This is a genomic window from Flavobacterium collinsii (assembly GCF_902804485.1).
In the GTDB taxonomy this organism is placed as follows: domain Bacteria; phylum Bacteroidota; class Bacteroidia; order Flavobacteriales; family Flavobacteriaceae; genus Flavobacterium; species Flavobacterium collinsii.
Genome location: NZ_CADCST010000054.1, coordinates 136,508 through 155,689, shown reverse-complemented (window position 1 = coordinate 155,689; position 19,182 = coordinate 136,508). Strand labels below are relative to the sequence as shown.

Below are 19,182 nucleotides of genomic sequence, written 5' to 3'. Positions count from 1 at the left end.
GAAATGTTTTTAGAAGAATACGATGTTATTGTAGTCGGTGCCGGTCATGCAGGTTCTGAGGCCGCGGCAGCGGCAGCAAATTTGGGATCCAAAACTTTATTGGTGACCATGAGTTTGCAGAACATTGCACAGATGTCTTGTAATCCGGCTATGGGTGGAATTGCAAAAGGACAGATTGTGCGTGAAATTGATGCGTTGGGTGGATACTCAGGAATTGTTTCTGACCGAACGGCTATTCAATTTAAGATGTTGAATAAGTCGAAGGGACCAGCAATGTGGTCTCCAAGAGTTCAGAGTGATCGAATGCGTTTTGCAGAAGAATGGAGAATGATGTTGGAGGGAACTCCAAATTTGGATTTCTACCAGGAGATGGTGAAAGGTTTGATTATTGAGAATGGAAAGATAAAAGGAATCAAAACTTCGCTGGGAGTTGAGATCCGATCTAAATCGGTTGTGTTGACAAACGGAACTTTTTTAAACGGTTTGATTCATATTGGAGAAAAACAGTTTGGTGGAGGTAGAGCGGGTGAAAGTGCTGCAACAGGAATTACTGAAGATTTGGTTCAGGCAGGATTTGAAGCAGGAAGAATGAAAACAGGAACGCCACCACGAGTTGATGGACGTTCGTTGGATTATTCTAAAATGAACGAAGAGAAAGGAGATGCAAAGCCGGATAAGTTTTCTTATTCTGATTTGACAACTCCGTTAACGCATCAGCGGTCTTGTTACATGACGTATACTTCATTGGATGTTCATGATATTTTGAGAGAAGGTTTTGATCGTTCACCAATGTTTAACGGAAGGATCAAAAGTCTTGGTCCAAGATATTGCCCTTCGATAGAAGATAAGATTAATCGTTTTGCAGATAAGGAGCGTCACCAATTATTTGTGGAGCCGGAGGGATGGAATACCTGCGAAGTTTATGTGAACGGATTTTCGACTTCACTTCCGGAGGATATTCAATTTAAAGCATTGCGTTCTGTAGCCGGTTTTGAAAACGTGAAATTCTTCCGTCCGGGTTATGCAATCGAATATGATTATTTTCCGCCAACACAATTGAAACATACTTTGGAAACAAAGTTGGTTGAAGGTTTATATTTTGCCGGACAAATTAACGGAACAACAGGATATGAAGAAGCGGCTTCTCAAGGTTTGATGGCTGGTATAAATGCGCATTTGAAAGTACATGAAAAAGCGCCGTTGATTTTGAAACGCGATGAAGCTTATATTGGAGTTTTGATTGACGACTTGATTACGAAAGGAACGGAAGAACCTTATCGTATGTTTACATCAAGAGCAGAGTATAGAACTTTGTTACGTCAGGATAATGCCGATTTTAGATTAACACCAATGTCTCATGAAATTGGTCTTGCTTCTGAAAAGCGTTTGCGCCGAATGGAGAAGAAATTAAACGAATCTGAAAAGATGGTTGCTTTCTTTAGAGAAACGAGCGTTTCGGTTGCTGAAACAAATCCCATTTTAGAAGCTAAGGAAACAGCTCCAATTTCACAAGGTGATAAAATGTTTAAAGTTTTCTCTCGTCCGCAAATTGATTTGGAAGATATGCTGAAATTTGAAAAAGTGAAAGCGTATATAGAAGAGAATGATTTGGATCAGGAAATTTTAGAGCAAGCAGAGATACAGGTTAAATATTCCGGTTATATCGAAAAGGAAAGAAATAATGCTGATAAGCTTACTCGTTTGGAAGAAGTGAAAATTCCTGAGAATTTTGATTATGAAAAAATAAAATCAATGTCAATAGAAGCGAAGCAAAAGTTAAGCAAGATTCGTCCTGTTACAATTTCGCAGGCTTCGAGAATAAGCGGAGTTTCTCCTAGTGATATTTCGGTATTATTGATTTACATGGGAAGATAGAAAATTAGAGGCGCACAGTTAGTGCGTCTTTATTTGTTTCAGGTTTTCTTTGTTGGAAGTTTCAGGTTTTTTTGTTTCAAGTTTGAAGTTTCAAGTTTGAAGTTTCAAGTTTGAAGTTTCAAGTTTAATATTTCACATTTTTTCGATTGTAGAAAAGTGTGTTATTAAAGTATAAGAAAAAGTAAATTATAAAAACAAAAGAAATTTGTTCCACGTGAAACTATTTTGCTAAACCTTGATGTCATTGAAAAAAATCTAAAAAACTTAGCGTGATGCATTGATGTGCATTTAAAAGTTATAAATTAAAACTTGTTGCATTAACAGCTGTTGTGTAATGAAAAAAGTATGTTGCCAAATTCTATTAAAAACCTATAATTAAAAATGAACGTTTTAAATAAAAAACATTTTCTTACTGTAAAAGACCATTCTGTATCTAAAGAAATTTTTGATCTGTATTACGATGAAACTTTAGATATGCTGATTACTTCTCCACAACCCGATTTAGAAAATCTTGGAAGATATTACGAAAGTGAAGATTATATTTCTCATACCGACAATAAAAGGTCCTTGTTTGAAAAAGCATATCATTTTGTGAAAAATATAGCTTTAAAAAATAAGCTGAATTTAATCAATGAAGAACAATCTCAAAAAGGAAGAATTTTAGATATTGGTGCGGGAACGGGAGATTTTTTATTAACAGCAAAAAATGACGGTTGGGAAACTGTTGGAGTAGAACCAAGTGATAGAGCAAAAAATATCGCGATAGAAAAAGGAATTTCTTTTGTAAATGGAATTGATGCTCTTGAAAATAATTCTTTTGATGTAATTACCATGTGGCATGTTTTAGAACATGTGCCAAATTTAGAATTGCAAATACAGGAATTGAAGCGTTTGTTAAAACCAACTGGAACTTTAATTGTTGCGGTTCCAAATTTCAAATCGTATGATGCAAAATATTATAATGAATTTTGGGCAGCTTATGATGTGCCAATTCACTTCTGGCATTTTTCTAAAAAAGCGATTCAGTCTCTTTTTGAAAAAGTAGATATGAAATTGGAAAAAGTACTTCCTATGAAATTTGATTCTTTTTATGTGAGTTTGTTATCCGAAAAATACAAAACCGGAAAAATGAATTATATCAGTGCCTTTTTAGTGGGATTAAGATCAAATTTAAAAGCGGGCAATACAAAAGAGTATTCATCGCACATTTATGTCTTGAAAAACAATTAAAACGTAAAATAAGCGCATTTAAGGCGTTTTTTAGAGTAAAAAGAGGTATTGTGTTGTCTTTTTTTAGAAAACGTCTTAAATATAAGCTATGAAAGCCACTTTTAATAGTGATATTTTATAGTAAAATGGGACTCCATAAGTAAAACTAATGTCATAAAAAACGACACATTTTTTCAAATTTTGCTCTGAAATTTTGCTTTTTTAAATTTTGAATGCAATGACTTAAAAAGAATAAAAGTTTTTCTTTTTTGGAGCCATTTCTTTTTTGCATTTGAGAAAATACTTCCAATCAAATTTTACTTTAAGTTTTGTTCGAAGAATACAAAAATTGAAAAATGAGTTTTTTTAACTTCATTTTTTTTGCTGATTTGTGATCAAATTTCGAGCAGCAGTCAAAATCGCTGTTTTCTGCAGATTTAGCCCCTATAATTAGCTTAAAACGGAAAATAAGTGCGTCTAAGGCATTTTCTAATGGAAGAGGAAGGTTTGTGTTGTCTTTTTTTAGAAAACAGCTTAAATAAAAGCTGTGAAAGCCGCTTTCAATAGCGATGTTTTATGGTAAAATTCCTCTCTATAAATAAAACTAATATCATAAAATTATAGCATTTTTTAAACTTTATGTTGATGCTATTTATTTTTTTATATTTTTGTCTCCAATACATTAAAAAAATAGAAATTCAAAAAATGAAAAAAGCATTAGTAATTATCGCACTTTCAATTTTCGCCGTTTCGTGTAGCAAAACTGCAGAAGTTAAGGAAGTAAAAACAGCTTACGTAGATACTTCAGTTTTAATGAAAGAGTACACTGAAGCAAAAGACCTTGAAGCAAAGTACAAAGCTCAAGCAGAAGAAAAAGGAAGACAACTACAAGCTGAGATTACACGTTTTAAACAAGACGCTGCTAATTTTCAAAGTCAAGCACAGGCTAACGGTCAGGCCTGGGCCCAACAAAGAGGTGCTGAGTTACAAAAAAGAGAACAACAATTGGGTTATGCTCAACAGGCTTTGTCTCAACAATTGCAACAGGAAAGTGGTGTTGAAATGGATTCTCTAGTAAGTGGAGTTAAAAAATTCATCAAAGATTACGGTAAGAAAAACGGTTACTCTTATATCTACGGAACTGGTGATGCTGCTTCAATTTTATACGCTGAAGAAAAATATGATATTACAAAAGATATCATAAAAGCTTTGAATGATAAGTATAAATCAAGCCCAAAATCAGAAGAAAAACCGGCAGTAAAAGAAGTAGAAGCTGCTAAAAAATAATACCAAACTAACTAACTAAATTTAAAAACCTAAATCTGTCAAGATTTAGGTTTTTTCTTTTATAAAAATGCGATACTTTTAGTTTTTCAATACACGCCCAATGCAAAACGTTACAGAAGCAGCTGCTTACACCTTACAATTTATCAATCAAACGCAAAAATCGATTTTCCTCACTGGTAAAGCAGGAACAGGAAAAACTACGCTTTTACGCGAAATCATTGCTACAACCCATAAAAACACTGTAGTTGTTGCTCCTACGGGAATTGCAGCTTTAAATGCTGGCGGTGTTACGATTCACTCGATGTTTCAGTTGCCATTTTCAGCCTTTATTCCATCCTATGAAGAGGCTTCGCAGTTTACTGAAACAGTGAAATTTGAGAATAAAGAAACTTTACGCCGACACTTTAAAATGAATAATGTGAAGCGTAACGTAATCAGGAATATGGAGCTTTTGATTATTGATGAAGTCAGTATGTTACGTGCTGATCTGTTGGATGCAATTGATTTTATGATGCAGACTGTGCGTAAAAATACCCGTGCTTTTGGAGGTGTTCAGGTGCTTTTTATTGGCGATTTGTTGCAGCTTCCTCCGGTAATCAGAGATGAAGAATGGCGAACTTTGCGCAATTATTACAAAGGAAAATTCTTTTTTCATTCGCATGTAATTCAGCAGTATCCGCCCTTATATATTGAATTATCAAAGATTTATCGTCAGTCAGATGATACTTTTATTTCGGTTTTGAATAATCTTCGAAACAATCAGATTACGCCTCAGGATATTCAGGTTTTAAATGAATATGTGAGACCTGATTTTGACTTAAAAAATAATCCCGGATATATTACACTTACTACGCATAATGCCAAAGCCGATTCGATTAACGAGCAGGCAATTGGCGATTTAGCTGGAAATGAATTCGCTTATCAGCCGTTTATTGTGGGTGATTTTCCGGAGAAAATTTTTCCGGTTGAAGAAAATTTAAAACTTAAAGTAGGCGCTCAGGTTATGTTTGTCAAAAATGATTTATCTTTTGAAAAGCGTTATTTCAATGGAAAAATGGGCGTTGTAAAGTCACTTTCGGCCGAAGAAATTTTTATTCATTTTCCGGAAGAAGATAAAACCATTGAAGTTGAAAAATACGAGTGGAAAAACATTCGTTACAAAGTAAACGATCTTACCAAAGAAGTCGAAGAAGAGGTTTTGGGTACATTTGCGCATTATCCGTTAAAACTGGCTTGGGCAATTACCGTGCATAAAAGTCAGGGATTAACTTTTGAGAAAGCTGCGCTCGATGTATCGCAAGTTTTTTTGCCTGGACAAGCATATGTAGCATTATCGCGTTTAACGTCCTTAAACGGGCTTATTTTGCTGTCTCCGCTGCAAATGAATGGTATTTCGAACGACCAGGATGTGATGGACTATGCTTTAAATAAAGCAACAGAAGAAGTTTTAAAACATTCTTTGCATTTTGAAACGAAAAATTTTATTCATAACTATTTGATTAGCAGTTTTAATTGGGCTGATTTGGCGCAAGAATGGCGCAATCACCGTTTTAGTTATAACGAAAATGCAGTTGCTTCTGAAAAATCAAAACATTCTGCCTGGGCACATAAACGTTTAGAAATAATAGATTCGCTGGCAGATCCTGCACAAAAATTCGTGCATCAGCTTAATAAAATTTTCAATAAAGAAACTGTCGATCTCTTTTTTGTACAGGAAAGGGTATTGGCAGCTTATGATTATTTTTTTAAACCAATGGACAAACTGGTTACGGATCTTTTGAATAAAATGGCCGAAATTCAGAAGTTTAAAAAAGTAAAAGAGTTCTACGAAGAGCTCGCTTTTCTGGATGATTTGCAAACGAAAGCAGTTTTGCGCTTAATGAAGGCCAAATTGCTCATAGAAATTGTCGTTGCAGGTGAAACCATCTGTAAAGAGAAATTGTCGTCTACAGCGATTAAAAACTACAAATCAGACAAGGTTGTAAAGATCCGAGAGGAATTTAATATGTCGAACACTGATATTTTTAAATCTGAAGAACCTACAGTGCGCTATACGGCACGCAAATTAGAAAAAAGTACACCAAAGGCCGAAAAGAAAACAACCATTGAAGAAACGCATGATTTGTGGCTGGAGAAAAATTCTATTCAGGATATTGCCCGAATTCGTAAACTTACAGTGCAAACTGTAGAGATGCATTTGGTTAAATTAATTCAGGCTAAAAAAGTCGAGATCTCAGATGTTTTACCGTATGATAAAATCCTGGCTTTACGTGAAGCTTTTGAGTTTTATCAGGAAGAATCCCTAAGTCCGTTAAAAGAAAAATATGGCGATGAATTTACGTGGGATGAACTTAAAATGTTTAAGGCCAGTATAAATTGATTTCTGATTTTGTAACTTAGAGTTTCAGAATTTGGAATTTGATTCTGGAGATTCTAATGAAATTTAGTAATCAAGTATAAAAACATTATGTAAAATAGAAATCATGAAAAAGTTGCTATACATGCTATTCATAAGCATTACGGTTCAAAATATATCGGGGCAGCATTTGAAACCTGAATATCAAAAGTTTGTCAAAAAATTTATTGATAATGTAAAAAATGATAGGAAAGAGGCTGTTGCAGAGGCTATTAAATATCCTTTAAAAAGAGAGAATCCAATTCCGTCTGTCAAGAATAAAACAGAATTTGTAAAAAGATATGATGAAATTTTTGATACTAAACTGAAAACTGAAATTTCACAATCGAATCCTGCAAAAGACTGGTCAGAAGTGGGTTGGCGAGGCATAATGCTAAATCAGGGAACTTTGTGGATGGATACTGATGGTAAAGTTTTTTCGATTATTTATCAGTCAAAAGTTGAAAACGATATCAAAAGTAAATTAATAGCTTCTGAAAAAAGTAAACTTCACCCGTCAATTACTAAGTTTAAAGAGCCACAAATTATCATAGAAACATCTAAATTCAGAGTTCGAATTGATGACTTAGGAAATGATAGTTACAGATATGCTTCATGGTCGATAAAACAATCAATGAGCGAAAAACCGGATTTAATTATTACCAACGGAAAATGGTTTCATGACGGAACCGGCGGAAATAATCATTACGATTTCAAAAAAGGTAATTTTCTTTACCAGTGTTATATTACTGTTTTGGGTACAAAAGATTCAGCACCAGCTTCTTTAACCATTTATCAAAACGGAAGAGAAATTCTTAATCAGGACGCTAAAATTGTTCCACGTTAAACAAAATCCTATTCGAGAGAATAGGATTTTTTGTTTTATAGCCCAATTTAAATTTAAGTACAGCTGTTATAAATTATTTATATTTGATTGTAATTATCGGATTATTAATTTATTAAAATTATTTAAGATGAAAAGAAGAAATGTATTTTTAATAATATTAATTTTTTGCAGCAGTTTTGTTTCTGCTCAGGATTCGAACATTGATTATCAAAAACTTGTTAAAAAGTTCATTGAAAACATAAAAAGCGATAACAAAGATGCACTTGCTGATGGGGTAGTTTATCCTTTAAAGCGTGAATATCCTATTGCAGATGTCAAGGATAAAACGGGTTTTTTAAAGCGTTATTCCGAGATATTCGACGCGGTTTTAAAAAATGAAATTGTGAAGTCTGATCCCGTAAAAAGCTGGTCAGATATGGGTTTGAGAGGACTAATGTTCAATCAGGGCAAAATTTGGCTGGATACTGAAGGGAAGCTGATTGCAGTAAATTATCAATCGAAATTTGAGCTGGATCTAAGGAAATCATTGATTGCTACGCAAAAGAAAAATCTGGATCCGAGTATTGCTTTTTTTCAAACTCCGATTTGTATTCTGGAAACTTCTAAATTTAAAATCAGAATTGATAATTTAGGAAATAACAACTATCGTTATGCTTCATGGTCGATTCAGAAGGAAATGACTGAAAAGCCTGATTTAGTGATTAATGGTGGAGTTTTAGTCGTAGAAGGTATCGGTGGGAATCATCAATATGAGTTCAGGAAAGATGGTAATGTTTATGAGTGTGCGATTATCGTTTTGGGCGAAAAAAATTCGCCTCCGGCGAAACTGACTGTTTATAGGGGTAAGAAAATAGTTCTTTCACAGGACGCGAAAATAATAGCCAAATAAAAAAAAATCCTATTCAGAAAAGAATAGGATTTTTTAAGTTTTATAGTGGTTGAACGAGAATCCAGGCATCCGGATTTTCTCCTTTTTGAATTTCTTTTTGTGCCTTTTCGGCTTCGGCCATAGTAGCATAACTGCCGTATAAAACAGGAAATAAGCCATGTTTGTTTTCGCCTAGCATTCTGGCTTCGTAACCGTCTTTTATTAATTGATTATAAGCTTTTCTTGCATTTTTTTCGCTTCTATACGCGCCAGCCATAATGTGATATGGCATTGCTTTTTCGGCAACCGTTTCTACTTTTGCAGAATCTACAGAAAGTGTTACGGCAGGTAGTGGGCTTTGAATAAAGAAAGTTGCCTCTTGTATTTTATTCTCGACTTTTTTCTGAACTGAGCTTTCAACGACAAGTGTTTGGGCAGCGATTTGATTTTGGTATAAAGGATATCCAATGCTACCAGTAATTCCAAGGCCTAATACCAATATTGCAGCATATTTTAAAAGAGGATTAGAAGTTCTTTCTTCTTCATTTTCGTAAAGAGAAATAGAGTCTTTTTCTGAAATTTCCTCAATTTTTCGTTCAAAATTTTCTTTTTTCACTAGCGGAGAAACAAACGGACTTAGTCCGAAAGAACTCGTTAGGAAATTGGTTTGATCGTTTGGTGTGAATACCATTTTTTGATCAGCATTAAAACTAATTTCGCCTATGTTTTTAAGTGTTACAACACCGTTTTCTTCTAAGGTTTTTTTCCAGCTCACTACTTCAAAAGCAATTGCGCTTACGGCAAAACCATATGAAGTTTTTTCAGCCTGTGCGATATGATTGGCCAACAATCCGTCATTATTTTTTAAATGACTGTTGAAAGAGATCATTTTTGTCGGTGGAAAGAATGAATTTGTGCTTTCATTCAGCTGCGCCGATTGAATTTCTGTTAAAAATGCTCCAAACCCTGGAACCGTTACACACTGATAACGATACAGTAACTGTGCTATGTAATTTTCGATTTTCATAGTAACAAAGTTATGCAACGAATATAGTTATCAAAATTTTATTCACAATTTTTATTAACAATTGAGATAATTTTATAGTTAATTATTTTTCAGATAGTTAAGTTTTTTTGAAGTTTTACCAATTGGTTCTCAATTTCTTTTAATGTGTAATATTTGAAGGAATTTACTTCTAATTTATATCTTTGCCGTTCTTGAATTTATTTTAAGATTTGTTTTTTAAAAGATTTTTATCGTAGCCTTTAAACCTTATTTAATTTATGTCAGATCAAGATTTATTTTATGTATTAGCCCTGTTAAAAGTAGAAGGTGTCGGAGATATAATGGCAAAAAAGTTGCTTAATCACTATGGTAGTGCAGAGGCTGTTTTTAAAAGTAAAGCGAATCAATTGACTGCTATTGATGGTATTGGATCAGTTCTTTTGAAAAATTTTAAAGATAAATCTGTTTTTGAAAAAGCGAATGAGGAAATGGAATTTATGAAATCTAATGGGGTAAAGATGTCTTTTTTTAAAGATGATAGTTATCCGGAGCGTTTAAAACATTGTATTGATTCTCCTGTTTTGATTTTTTCTAGTGGAAATATAAATTTAAAAAGCAAAAAAATAATTAGCATAGTAGGTACCCGTCAGATTACTTCGTACGGAACAGAGTTCTGCCGAAAGTTAATAGAAGAATTGGCGCCTTTAGATCCCGTAATCGTTAGTGGTTTTGCGTATGGTGTTGATATTGTCGCACATCAACGGGCAATAGATTTTAACCTGCAAACAATAGGAGTTCTGGCACACGGACTGAATCAGATTTATCCAAAATCGCATAAAAAGTATATTGCTCAAATAGAAGAAAACGGAGGTTTCATGACGGAATTCTGGAGCACATCAAATCCTGATAAAGAAAATTTCGTTCGCAGAAACCGTATTGTAGCTGGAATGACTGAAGCTACAATTGTTATTGAATCTGCTGATAGGGGAGGTTCGCTTATTACGGCGAATCTGGCAAATGATTACAATCGCGATGTTTTTGCCGTTCCAGGGCGCGTTACAGACAAATACAGCCAAGGTTGTAATGATCTTATTAAAACCCAAAAAGCAAACGTTTTAACGAGTGCTGCCGATTTAATTTATATTTTGAATTGGAATATTGATAATAAAGTGAAACCTGTGCAGAAACAGTTGTTTGTTGAGCTGGAAGCTGAGGAACAAAAGATCTATGATTTTCTTTTAAAAAATGGGAAAGAATTACTGGATATTATTGCACTGCAATGTGATTTTCCTATTTATAAAATCTCAGGTTTACTGTTGAATATGGAGCTTAAAGGTGTGATCAGACCTCTTCCTGGGAAATTGTTTGAGGCGATTTAGTTTAAAATTTAAGCCCGATAGGTTCTGGAAACTTAGCGGGCTCAAATATTTTATTATTTACCAAATCCAAGTACTTCGCGAACTTTTGCGAGAACACCATCAGCAATAACGGAAGCTTTTGATGCTCCTTTTTTGAGTAAAGCATCTACTTCTTCAAGGTTGTTCATGTAGTAAGTATATTTTTCTCTTTCGGTTTTGAATTTTTCTATAATCAGTTCAAACAAAGCTTGTTTGGCGTGACCATATCCATAGTTTCCTGCTAAATAGTTGGCTCTCATTTCGGCGATTTGCGCTTCAGTTCCCAGTAAGGAATAAATTGCAAAAGCATTACAAGTGTCGGGGTTTTTAGGCTCTTCAAGTGGTGTACTATCCGTTTCAATACTCATTACCTGCTTGCGAATTGTTTTATCGTCAAGGAAAATATTGATCAGATTGTTAGCTGATTTACTCATTTTTCCACCGTTTGTTCCCGGAATCAGTTTGCCGTCTTCCTGGATTTTAGCCTCTGGAATTACAAATGTTTCACCCATTTGATGGTTGAAACGGGAAGCTACATCACGGGTGATTTCTAAATGCTGCAATTGATCTTTTCCAACCGGAACAAATTCTGCATCATACAGTAAAATATCAGCAGCCATTAACATTGGATAGGTAAAAAGCCCAGCATTAACATCGTCTAAACGATCTGCTTTATCTTTGAAAGAATGTGCCAAAGTCAAACGTTGAAACGGAAAAAAGCAACTTAAATACCATGTTAATTCAGTTGTTTGTACCACATCAGATTGTCTGTAGAATGTTACTTTATCAGGATTTAAACCACAGGCTAGCCATGCCGCTGCAGTGCTGTATGTGTTTTCTCTTAGCGTTTTGCCATCTTTAATTTGTGTAATGGAATGTAAATCAGCAATAAACAAAAAAGATTCGTTTACCGGATTATTTGATAATTCGATTGCCGGAATAATTGCTCCCAATAAATTGCCTAAGTGTGGCGTTCCAGTACTCTGAACACCAGTAAGTATTTTTGCCATTCTATTTTTTTTCTAAATCTTCTAATCGCAAAGATTGTAAGTTTATTTTCTTTAACCGCAAAGTTCGTAAAGTTTTTCGCAATCTCCTTAAAGTTTATTCAAGATCTCCTTGATTTTAAGTTTTATTTCGGATAAAAGAGAACATTTTAAAAATCTAATGACCGAAAAATCTATATTCATTTCTGTTTTCTTACATTTGAAACCATGAAAGGATTAAAAGTTTTTTTTTGGGTTTTATGGCGTATATGGTTTTACATTTTAATGGCCATTCCGATATTGATTATGTTGCCGTTTTTGCTAATTTCTATAGTATCGGAGAAGGGTTACCCCTATTTCTTTAAAATGGCCCGCATTTGGGCTAAATTTATCCTTTTTGGGATGGGTTTTTATTATAAAGTCGAGCGCGAAGAAAAGCTTATTAAAAATAAAAGCTATATGATTGTCGCAAATCATACTTCAATGACCGATATTATGCTGATGCTGGCTGTTGTTCGAAATCCGTTTGTTTTTGTTGGAAAAAAAGAACTTTCGAAGATTCCACTATTTGGATTTTTCTATAAAAGGACTTGTATTTTGGTGGATCGAAATTCTTCAAAAAGTAAAAACGAAGTTTTCAAAAGAGCACAAAACAGGCTTAATCAAGGACTTAGTATTTGTATTTTTCCTGAAGGCGGAGTTCCTGATGACGAATCTATTTTACTGGATGAGTTCAAAGACGGCGCTTTTCGTCTGGCGATAGACCACCAGATTCCTATTGTTCCGATTGTTTTTGCTGATAACAAGGAACGATTTTCCTATACTTTTTTAAGTGGAAGTCCAGGGAGAATGCGTGTAAAGGTGCTTCCTTTTGTAGCAACTAAAGGATTAACAACGGATCATAGAAAAGAACTTCGAGATCAGGTAAGACAGATAATTTATAAAGGTTTATTGAAGTTTAAGAACAAAGAATCATAAACCATTTTAAGGATAAAACCCGACAACTTTTAAAGTTGTCGGGTTTTCTTTTGAATTAAAATTTCCCCATTTAATATTCAAAAATGATTATCTATGAATTATTTTTTCTGAAATAAAACGCAATACTTTCTTAAACTTCAATTTGGTTTTTCTACGGTTTTTGTTGTACAACACTTCTATTCTTTCTTTCATGGTTAAAAATATTTATGGTTGATACTAAAGAGTTTGACTAGAACTCCGGTTAATGTCATACTAGTATAGAGGGAAAAAAATGAAAAAGGTTGCGTTGGAAGTCAAAAAAAAAATGAAAAAAGAATAAAAACCCGTTAGAACCAAAAAACTAACGGATTTTTATTGAACAAACCAACCAAATTTGTAGAAAAACCTTTGAGTTAATACTTATGGCTAAATATTAATCAAATCTTATGTCTTTTACTAAGATGGCCCGATTTCAGAATGGTTGCGTCAATAAATGGTTATTTTTTAAATAAAAAAACCGACAGCTTTTTTTAAAGCTATCGGTTTATATATAAAGTATTGACTGTAAGTGTTTTTATAAAATTTAAGCGTCAGCTAAATCTTTGATATGTGCTTTAATTTTAAGTTCCAGTTCGTCTGCTAATTCCGGATTGTCTTTAATTAGGGCTTTTACAGCATCACGACCTTGTCCTAATTTAGTGTCTCCGTAGCTAAACCATGATCCTGCTTTTTTAACGATTTCAAATTCAACCGCCAGATCAAGAATTTCACCAGTTTTAGAAACTCCTTCACCGTACATAATGTCGAATTCGGCAGTTTTAAATGGTGGTGCCACTTTATTTTTTACGATTTTAACTTTGGTCCTGTTTCCGATAACATTCTCACCGTCTTTAATTTGAGAAGAACGACGAATATCGATACGCACAGATGCATAGAATTTCAAGGCATTACCACCCGTTGTCGTTTCAGGATTTCCAAACATAACACCAATTTTCTCTCTCAACTGGTTGATGAAGAAAACTGTACAGTTTGTTTTACTGATCGTTCCTGTTAATTTTCTTAGCGCCTGAGACATCAAACGTGCGTGAAGACCCATTTTAGAATCTCCCATTTCACCTTCGATTTCACTTTTTGGTGTTAAGGCAGCAACAGAGTCAATTACAACAATATCAATTGCTCCGGAGCGAATTAGGTTTTCGGCAATTTCCAGAGCCTGTTCTCCATTATCCGGTTGTGAAATAATCAGGTTTTCGATATCTACGCCTAATTTTTCCGCATAATTTCTATCAAAAGCGTGCTCAGCATCGATAAAAGCAGCAATTCCACCAGCTTTTTGAGCTTCGGCAATAGCGTGTAACGTTAAAGTGGTCTTTCCAGACGATTCCGGACCGTAAATTTCTATTATTCTTCCTCTAGGGTAACCATTAACTCCAAGGGCTAAATCTACACCAAGAGAACCTGAAGAAATGGTTTCTACTTCTACAATGGCTTTATCGCCCATTTTCATTACGGTTCCTTTTCCGTAAGTTTTATCTAGTTTGTCAAGCGTAAGTTGTAGCGCTTTTAATTTGGCATCTTTCTCTGAACTCATCTCTTTTTTTTCTTTTTCTTTCATGTAAATTTTTATAATTTATTCTCAAAAACAAACCAGAAATGATAACTTACTGATTTAGATTTGTATCAGGCTTGTAATTTTGTAAAATTAGTTCTTTTTTTTGAAGTTTGATTCTCTCAAATTGTTCCAAATTGTCACAAATTTCGACTATAAAAATAAAGCCTTTAATTCTGTAGCATCGGTAGGTTTCATTTTTCCGGCAAGTACTAAACTCAGTTGTTTACGACGCAGAGCAGCATCATAACGTTGTATTTCAAGTTCACTTTCCGGTACAATTGGCGGAACTTCAACCGGTCTTCCGGTGTCGTCAACGGCTACAAATGTATAAATGGCTTCATTCGCTTTTGTTCTGCTTCCGGATTCACGATCTTCTACCCAGACATCGATAAAAACTTCCATCGAACTTTTGAAAGATCTTGAAACTTTTGCTTCTACAGTTACAACACTACCTAACGAAATGGCTCGGTTGAAAGCAACGTGATTTACAGAGGCTGTAACTACAATTCGGCGAGAATGTCTGCGAGCTGCAATACTTGCCGCGCGATCCATTCGGGCTAATAATTCGCCACCAAAAAGGTTGTTTAATGGATTTGTTTCACTTGGTAAAACTAAATCGGTTAAGATTGTTAGGGACTCTGATGGGTGTTTTGGATTCATTTTTTGATAATTTTTTTGCCGTAGATTTCACAGATTATTAAGGTTTAAGAAATTAAAAACAGTTAATTAACCTTTTAAATTTGTGAAAGTTGTGGCTTACTTTTTAAAATTAAGGCTGATTAATTCAACCAGTAAACAGCTATTACAGCTGGAATAAAATATATAACAATGGTTCTTGCACCATCGTAATCCTTAGCTAATCGTTGACCGAAAAGCATCATTAATAAACTGATACATGAGAATATCGCGCCATACAAACCAAATTCACGACCGCTGTTGGTGAGTAATTGTATGGCTCCGACAACGCACAAAACTCCTGAAATTAATTCTAAAATTAAGAGATGGAGCAGGGCGAGTGGTACCTGATTTTTTAGTATTGTTTTCGCAAAATGACCTTTAAGCCACTCTACATTGTCTTTCCAGTAAAATATTTTTTCGTATCCTGATTGTAAGAATGTTAAGGCTAAAAAGGCTAATAACAAAATGGAGGCAACATTATTCATTTGAAAATTATTTTTTATGAATTAAACGAGTCAGTTTTATAGATAAATCGGTTAGAATTATTTTCGCATTTCCGTTTCTTTCAATGTGATACATCGCATCTGAAAGTTCTTTGAAAATTTCGTGAATATTGTTTCCGTTTACAAAAGGCGCAAAATTTTCGAGTTTGAATTTATCTACTTTCGGTTCAATGTAAACGAGAGTAGGAGCCTGATAATTGAGCAATAGGGCCTGACGAAACATTTCGATACAAAACTGGATGAATTTTTTCTGGCTTTCACGCCCAAGAGCTGCAATTTCTTCGCTCCAGGATATCAAATCCTGAATGGCTGCTGCATTTCCCTTTGCTCTAAATGCGGCGCGTACCCAATTGACAAACCATTGTTCGAAAGGGTATTCGGAATCGTCTTCTTTTAAAAGATGTAAGGCTTTGCTGAAATTTCCCTGTGCCTGATGCGCAATTTTAAAGGCTAATTTTTCGTCGATATTTTCTTTAGTAACTAAAGCTTCCGCAATTACTTTTTCGGGAAGTCCATTAAAATGAATTACCTGACAACGAGAACGTATGGTTTGAATGATATCTTCCTCGTTTTCTGAAATGAGGATAAAAATGGTTTTATCCGAAGGTTCTTCCAGTAGTTTCAGAAGTTTGTTAGAGGCAGCGATGTTCATTTTATCGGCCATCCAGATAATCATAATTTTGTAACCGCCTTCGTATGATTTTAGCGAAAGTGATTTTAAAACTTCCTGTGCATCTTCAACACGAATTTCACCTTGTTTGTTTTGAACACCCAGTATTTTATACCAGTCAAATAAGCCTCCATAAGGCATCTCCTGAATAAAAGTACGCCAGTCCTGAATAAAATCTAAACTTTTGGGTTTTGTTTTTACATCCTCGGTGGTTACTGTTGGATAAATAAAATGCAGATCAGGATGAGAGATGTTTTGAAACTTTAAATTACAGGAATCATTTCCATTCGAGTTTTCGTCTCCCGTATTGTTGCATAAAATATATTGTGCATAAGCAATTGCCGTTGATAATGTACCACTTCCTTCCGGCCCAATGAATAATTGCGCGTGCGGAATTCGTCCGGAAGCTGCACTTTTTATCAAGTGACTTTTGATGTAGTCTTGACCTAAAATTTGAGAAAATTGCATGAAGCAAAGATAGAAGAAAATGATATAGTCAAAAATTTTAGCTCAAAAGTTTATTAATCCAGTTGCATTTTTGACTTTCATGAAGATTTCAGCTCTGTTTTTTGCGGTTTGTTGATTAACTTTTGTTAATAAACAGGTCAATATGTGGAGATATTAAGGGTTTTTTGTTAATAGTTTTTCGCGATAAACGATAAACGAAAGCTTTTTTTGATTATTAATTATGCGGTACCTTTGTTTTTTATAGCTAATATCTTACCTGATGTGATTGGGTTAATTTTAACAAAAACTCCGTTAAAACGCACATTTTCTCGACATAAGGCTGGTTTTTAAGCTTTTTTTAAGCTTTTTTTTTGAAAAAAGAAATCAATAAAGTTGCAGTTTAAGTTAATTTCTATATTTTTGTTTTTATGAACAACCAATTATAAACTAAGAAGCTATGAAAGGGAAAATTATTTTATTAAGTACACTTTTTTTTATGACAACTGGTGCCATTTCGGCCCAAGCTAAAAATGCTCCGAGAAGTATAATAAGTACAACTGCGATTATTCGCAAATACCATGATCAAAAAGAATTGAGTGGTATGCAGAAAGGAGAACTTTTGGAACTATACATCGAGCGTATTAAAGTTTTAGTAAAAACTCTTCCTTACATTGCTTTGGTTACAAAACCGGGAGTTACAATGGCAGACTTAGGTATTCCGGATGACAACGAACACAAAAAAGTATTAGATGGTCAGGCCATAGGTACTACAACATTTTTAGATACAACAGTAGAATTTCAAAGAAAAATGATGCCGTATTCTGATAAAGGAAACTTAGTGGCAGCGATTTTATTCTACGAAAGCACATTGAAATCTTTACACGAGTTCAACGAATTGAACGATATGTAATAAAATATTATTTTTTAAAACTTTTTTGAGAGTGTTTACGTAGATGAGTTCAATTTATGTCAACATTTAAAAAAAAGAGATAAAAAAACAACTCTCTCGAAAGGTTCTGACTATAATCAGAAAACTCGAGATGAGTTTTTTCATTTACGCATACCCAAATTTATTATTAACCCTAATACCCCCTTATCATGAAAAAAATTACTCAAATGATTTGCGTTCTTTTGACAGTTACCAGTATGAGTGCTCAACAAGAGAAAGGAATTATGGGCTACAACAATTGGTTGAACAACTGGACCGAATTTAAGCCTAACAAAGTAGAGTATGGAGAAGCAAACCAAATTTTAGCAGGAAATATTTCTGTTAATACTAAATTGCTGAAGAGGAATATTTATGTACTACAAGGCAATGTTTATGTTACTAACAATGCTGTTCTAACAATCGAACCAGGAACTTTAATTATTGGTGATTTTGAGACAAAAGGAACACTGGTAGTTACAAAAGGTGCTCAACTTGTTGCCGATGGTCTAGAAACTGACCCAATTGTATTTACTTCAAACCGCAGCCAGAAAAAAGCTGGAGACTGGGGTGGAATTGTAATTCTTGGTGATGCTCCAATCAATAAATTTGGAAATGTTAGTTCTTACAATTTAGATCTTGATCCTACTTTGACAACTTATGGTGGTGATAATGCCGCTGCAAATTCAGGAATTTTGAGATTTGTTAGAATCGAATTTGCAGGTAAAAAAGTAAAAGGAGTAGATACTTTCAACGGTTTAACAGTTGCAGGTGTTGGATCTAAAACAATACTTGAAAACATTATGGTAAGCTACTCTGGTGGTGACTCATTTGCCTTTTTTGGAGGTGATGTAAACGCTACTAAGTTTGTTTCTTACAAATCAATCAACGACGATTACAAGTTTACTCAAGGTGCTCAATGTCGTTTATACAACTCATTAGCAGTAAGATCTTCTTATTTATCAAGTAATAAAGACGGATCTCGTTGCATGGAAGTAAAATCATTCGAAAAGAAAAGTGAGACCGATTTTACTAAAAAACAAACTTTAGTTGTTGCAACTAACATTACAATGCTTAATGACAGTGAAAATATTAAAGCTGATATTCAGTCTGGTTTAGTAAAAGAAGCTGTGTATGTGGCTGAAAATGCTTCACTTGAAATGAAGCGTAGTGTAATATCCGGATTTAATCCTGCTGTTTTATTAGATAGTAAAACAGAAATTAATGATGCTAATCTTAAGAAAATTAAATTTGAAGAAATGTACTTCAACCTATGTAACGGAAATATCTTTACAGAGTACAATTCTAACAATGAAGATCTAGAGAGCTGGTATGGAAATAGCGTATTTTTCAATGTGTATTCTCAAAGTAACAACAGAGAGACTTTCATTGATATTTTCAATGCTAAGAAACCAGATTTCAGATTACAATTAGGAAAAATTACAGCGTCTAGCAGCAACAGATAAAATAGATTTCGATTTTTATTTCAGCGTAAATTTTATTAATAAAGTCCCCAGACA

Annotated in this window: 16 protein-coding genes; 10 read left to right on the top strand and 6 right to left on the bottom strand. The window is 34.1% G+C overall.

The annotated features are described in order from the left end of the window. The first annotated feature begins 3 nt into the window (after positions 1-3). The 6 genes from mnmG to FLA105534_RS02790 all read left to right on the top strand — a co-directional run bounded on the left by mnmG (position 4) and on the right by FLA105534_RS02790 (position 8,502). Positions 4-1,875 (top strand): tRNA uridine-5-carboxymethylaminomethyl(34) synthesis enzyme MnmG, encoded by a 1,872-nt coding sequence (gene mnmG / locus FLA105534_RS02815; RefSeq protein WP_173964528.1) that lies wholly within the window; start codon positions 4-6, stop codon positions 1,873-1,875. Between the two features lie 381 nt (positions 1,876-2,256). Further along, entirely contained in the window at positions 2,257-3,105 is an 849-nt protein-coding gene (locus tag FLA105534_RS02810; RefSeq protein WP_173964527.1) for a class I SAM-dependent methyltransferase, read from the top strand. A 684-nt stretch (positions 3,106-3,789) separates the two neighbouring features. Continuing rightward, positions 3,790-4,371 carry an OmpH family outer membrane protein gene (locus FLA105534_RS02805; RefSeq protein WP_173964526.1) on the top strand — a complete coding sequence of 194 codons (582 nt, stop codon included), beginning with the start codon at positions 3,790-3,792 and terminating at the stop codon, positions 4,369-4,371. A 100-nt stretch (positions 4,372-4,471) separates the two neighbouring features. Next, the gene (locus FLA105534_RS02800) at positions 4,472-6,751 is read left to right on the top strand and encodes a helix-turn-helix domain-containing protein (protein ID WP_173964525.1); all 2,280 of its coding nucleotides are present in this window, start codon (positions 4,472-4,474) and stop codon (positions 6,749-6,751) included. Positions 6,752-6,854: 103 nt separating this feature from the next. Further along, positions 6,855-7,613 (top strand): hypothetical protein, encoded by a 759-nt coding sequence (locus tag FLA105534_RS02795; RefSeq protein WP_173964524.1) that lies wholly within the window; start codon positions 6,855-6,857, stop codon positions 7,611-7,613. Positions 7,614-7,740: 127 nt separating this feature from the next. Then, positions 7,741-8,502, top strand: a complete 762-nt coding sequence (locus FLA105534_RS02790; RefSeq protein ID WP_173964523.1) for a hypothetical protein — start codon at positions 7,741-7,743, stop codon at positions 8,500-8,502. Between the two features lie 40 nt (positions 8,503-8,542). Here FLA105534_RS02790 and FLA105534_RS02785 read toward each other — a convergent pair whose 3' ends face one another. Then, positions 8,543-9,508, bottom strand: a complete 966-nt coding sequence (locus FLA105534_RS02785) for an HU domain-containing protein (protein WP_173964522.1) — start codon at positions 9,506-9,508, stop codon at positions 8,543-8,545. 257 nt (positions 9,509-9,765) lie between these two features. Between FLA105534_RS02785 and dprA the strand changes: the two genes are divergently transcribed. Beyond that, positions 9,766-10,866 (top strand): DNA-processing protein DprA, encoded by a 1,101-nt coding sequence (dprA, locus tag FLA105534_RS02780; RefSeq protein WP_173964521.1) that lies wholly within the window; start codon positions 9,766-9,768, stop codon positions 10,864-10,866. Between the two features lie 53 nt (positions 10,867-10,919). On the opposite strand, the gene trpS is transcribed toward dprA, so the two are convergent. After that, positions 10,920-11,894, bottom strand: a complete 975-nt coding sequence (trpS, locus tag FLA105534_RS02775; RefSeq protein ID WP_173964520.1) for a tryptophan--tRNA ligase — start codon at positions 11,892-11,894, stop codon at positions 10,920-10,922. A gap of 204 nt (positions 11,895-12,098) precedes the next feature. Between trpS and FLA105534_RS02770 the strand changes: the two genes are divergently transcribed. Beyond that, positions 12,099-12,848 (top strand): lysophospholipid acyltransferase family protein, encoded by a 750-nt coding sequence (locus FLA105534_RS02770; protein WP_173964519.1) that lies wholly within the window; start codon positions 12,099-12,101, stop codon positions 12,846-12,848. A 562-nt stretch (positions 12,849-13,410) separates the two neighbouring features. On the opposite strand, the gene recA is transcribed toward FLA105534_RS02770, so the two are convergent. The 4 genes from recA to FLA105534_RS02750 form a co-directional block, all read right to left on the bottom strand. Then, a complete protein-coding gene (gene recA / locus FLA105534_RS02765) occupies positions 13,411-14,418 on the bottom strand; it encodes a recombinase RecA (RefSeq protein ID WP_173964543.1) in 1,008 nt (335 codons plus the stop codon). Positions 14,419-14,589: 171 nt separating this feature from the next. Next, complete coding sequence (locus FLA105534_RS02760; RefSeq protein ID WP_173964518.1) at positions 14,590-15,099, bottom strand: acyl-CoA thioesterase; 510 nt, start codon at positions 15,097-15,099, stop codon at positions 14,590-14,592. 119 nt (positions 15,100-15,218) lie between these two features. Continuing rightward, entirely contained in the window at positions 15,219-15,602 is a 384-nt protein-coding gene (locus FLA105534_RS02755; RefSeq protein WP_173964517.1) for a DoxX family protein, read from the bottom strand. A gap of 7 nt (positions 15,603-15,609) precedes the next feature. Beyond that, positions 15,610-16,758, bottom strand: coding sequence for a DNA polymerase III subunit (locus tag FLA105534_RS02750; protein WP_173964516.1), 1,149 nt, complete (start codon positions 16,756-16,758; stop codon positions 15,610-15,612). A gap of 436 nt (positions 16,759-17,194) precedes the next feature. On the opposite strand from FLA105534_RS02750, the gene FLA105534_RS02745 reads away from it, so the two are divergent. Further along, entirely contained in the window at positions 17,195-17,647 is a 453-nt protein-coding gene (locus FLA105534_RS02745) for a hypothetical protein (protein WP_173964515.1), read from the top strand. A gap of 188 nt (positions 17,648-17,835) precedes the next feature. Next, on the top strand, positions 17,836-19,128 hold the full coding sequence (locus FLA105534_RS02740) for a hypothetical protein (RefSeq protein WP_173964514.1): 1,293 nt from the start codon (positions 17,836-17,838) through the stop codon (positions 19,126-19,128). Positions 19,129-19,182 lie beyond the last annotated feature (54 nt).

Coding starts and splice junctions, on each gene's coding strand:
- FLA105534_RS02810 (WP_173964527.1), top strand. CDS start 2,257: ATGAACGTTTTAAATAAAAAACATTTTCTTACTGTAAAAGACCATTCT.
- FLA105534_RS02760 (WP_173964518.1), bottom strand. CDS start 15,099: ATGAATCCAAAACACCCATCAGAGTCCCTAACAATCTTAACCGATTTA.
- FLA105534_RS02755 (WP_173964517.1), bottom strand. CDS start 15,602: ATGAATAATGTTGCCTCCATTTTGTTATTAGCCTTTTTAGCCTTAACA.
- mnmG (WP_173964528.1), top strand. CDS start 4: ATGTTTTTAGAAGAATACGATGTTATTGTAGTCGGTGCCGGTCATGCA.
- FLA105534_RS02750 (WP_173964516.1), bottom strand. CDS start 16,758: ATGCAATTTTCTCAAATTTTAGGTCAAGACTACATCAAAAGTCACTTG.
- FLA105534_RS02745 (WP_173964515.1), top strand. CDS start 17,195: ATGAAAGGGAAAATTATTTTATTAAGTACACTTTTTTTTATGACAACT.
- FLA105534_RS02740 (WP_173964514.1), top strand. CDS start 17,836: ATGAAAAAAATTACTCAAATGATTTGCGTTCTTTTGACAGTTACCAGT.
- FLA105534_RS02800 (WP_173964525.1), top strand. CDS start 4,472: ATGCAAAACGTTACAGAAGCAGCTGCTTACACCTTACAATTTATCAAT.
- FLA105534_RS02795 (WP_173964524.1), top strand. CDS start 6,855: ATGAAAAAGTTGCTATACATGCTATTCATAAGCATTACGGTTCAAAAT.
- FLA105534_RS02790 (WP_173964523.1), top strand. CDS start 7,741: ATGAAAAGAAGAAATGTATTTTTAATAATATTAATTTTTTGCAGCAGT.
- FLA105534_RS02805 (WP_173964526.1), top strand. CDS start 3,790: ATGAAAAAAGCATTAGTAATTATCGCACTTTCAATTTTCGCCGTTTCG.
- FLA105534_RS02785 (WP_173964522.1), bottom strand. CDS start 9,508: ATGAAAATCGAAAATTACATAGCACAGTTACTGTATCGTTATCAGTGT.
- trpS (WP_173964520.1), bottom strand. CDS start 11,894: ATGGCAAAAATACTTACTGGTGTTCAGAGTACTGGAACGCCACACTTA.
- dprA (WP_173964521.1), top strand. CDS start 9,766: ATGTCAGATCAAGATTTATTTTATGTATTAGCCCTGTTAAAAGTAGAA.
- recA (WP_173964543.1), bottom strand. CDS start 14,418: ATGAGTTCAGAGAAAGATGCCAAATTAAAAGCGCTACAACTTACGCTT.
- FLA105534_RS02770 (WP_173964519.1), top strand. CDS start 12,099: ATGAAAGGATTAAAAGTTTTTTTTTGGGTTTTATGGCGTATATGGTTT.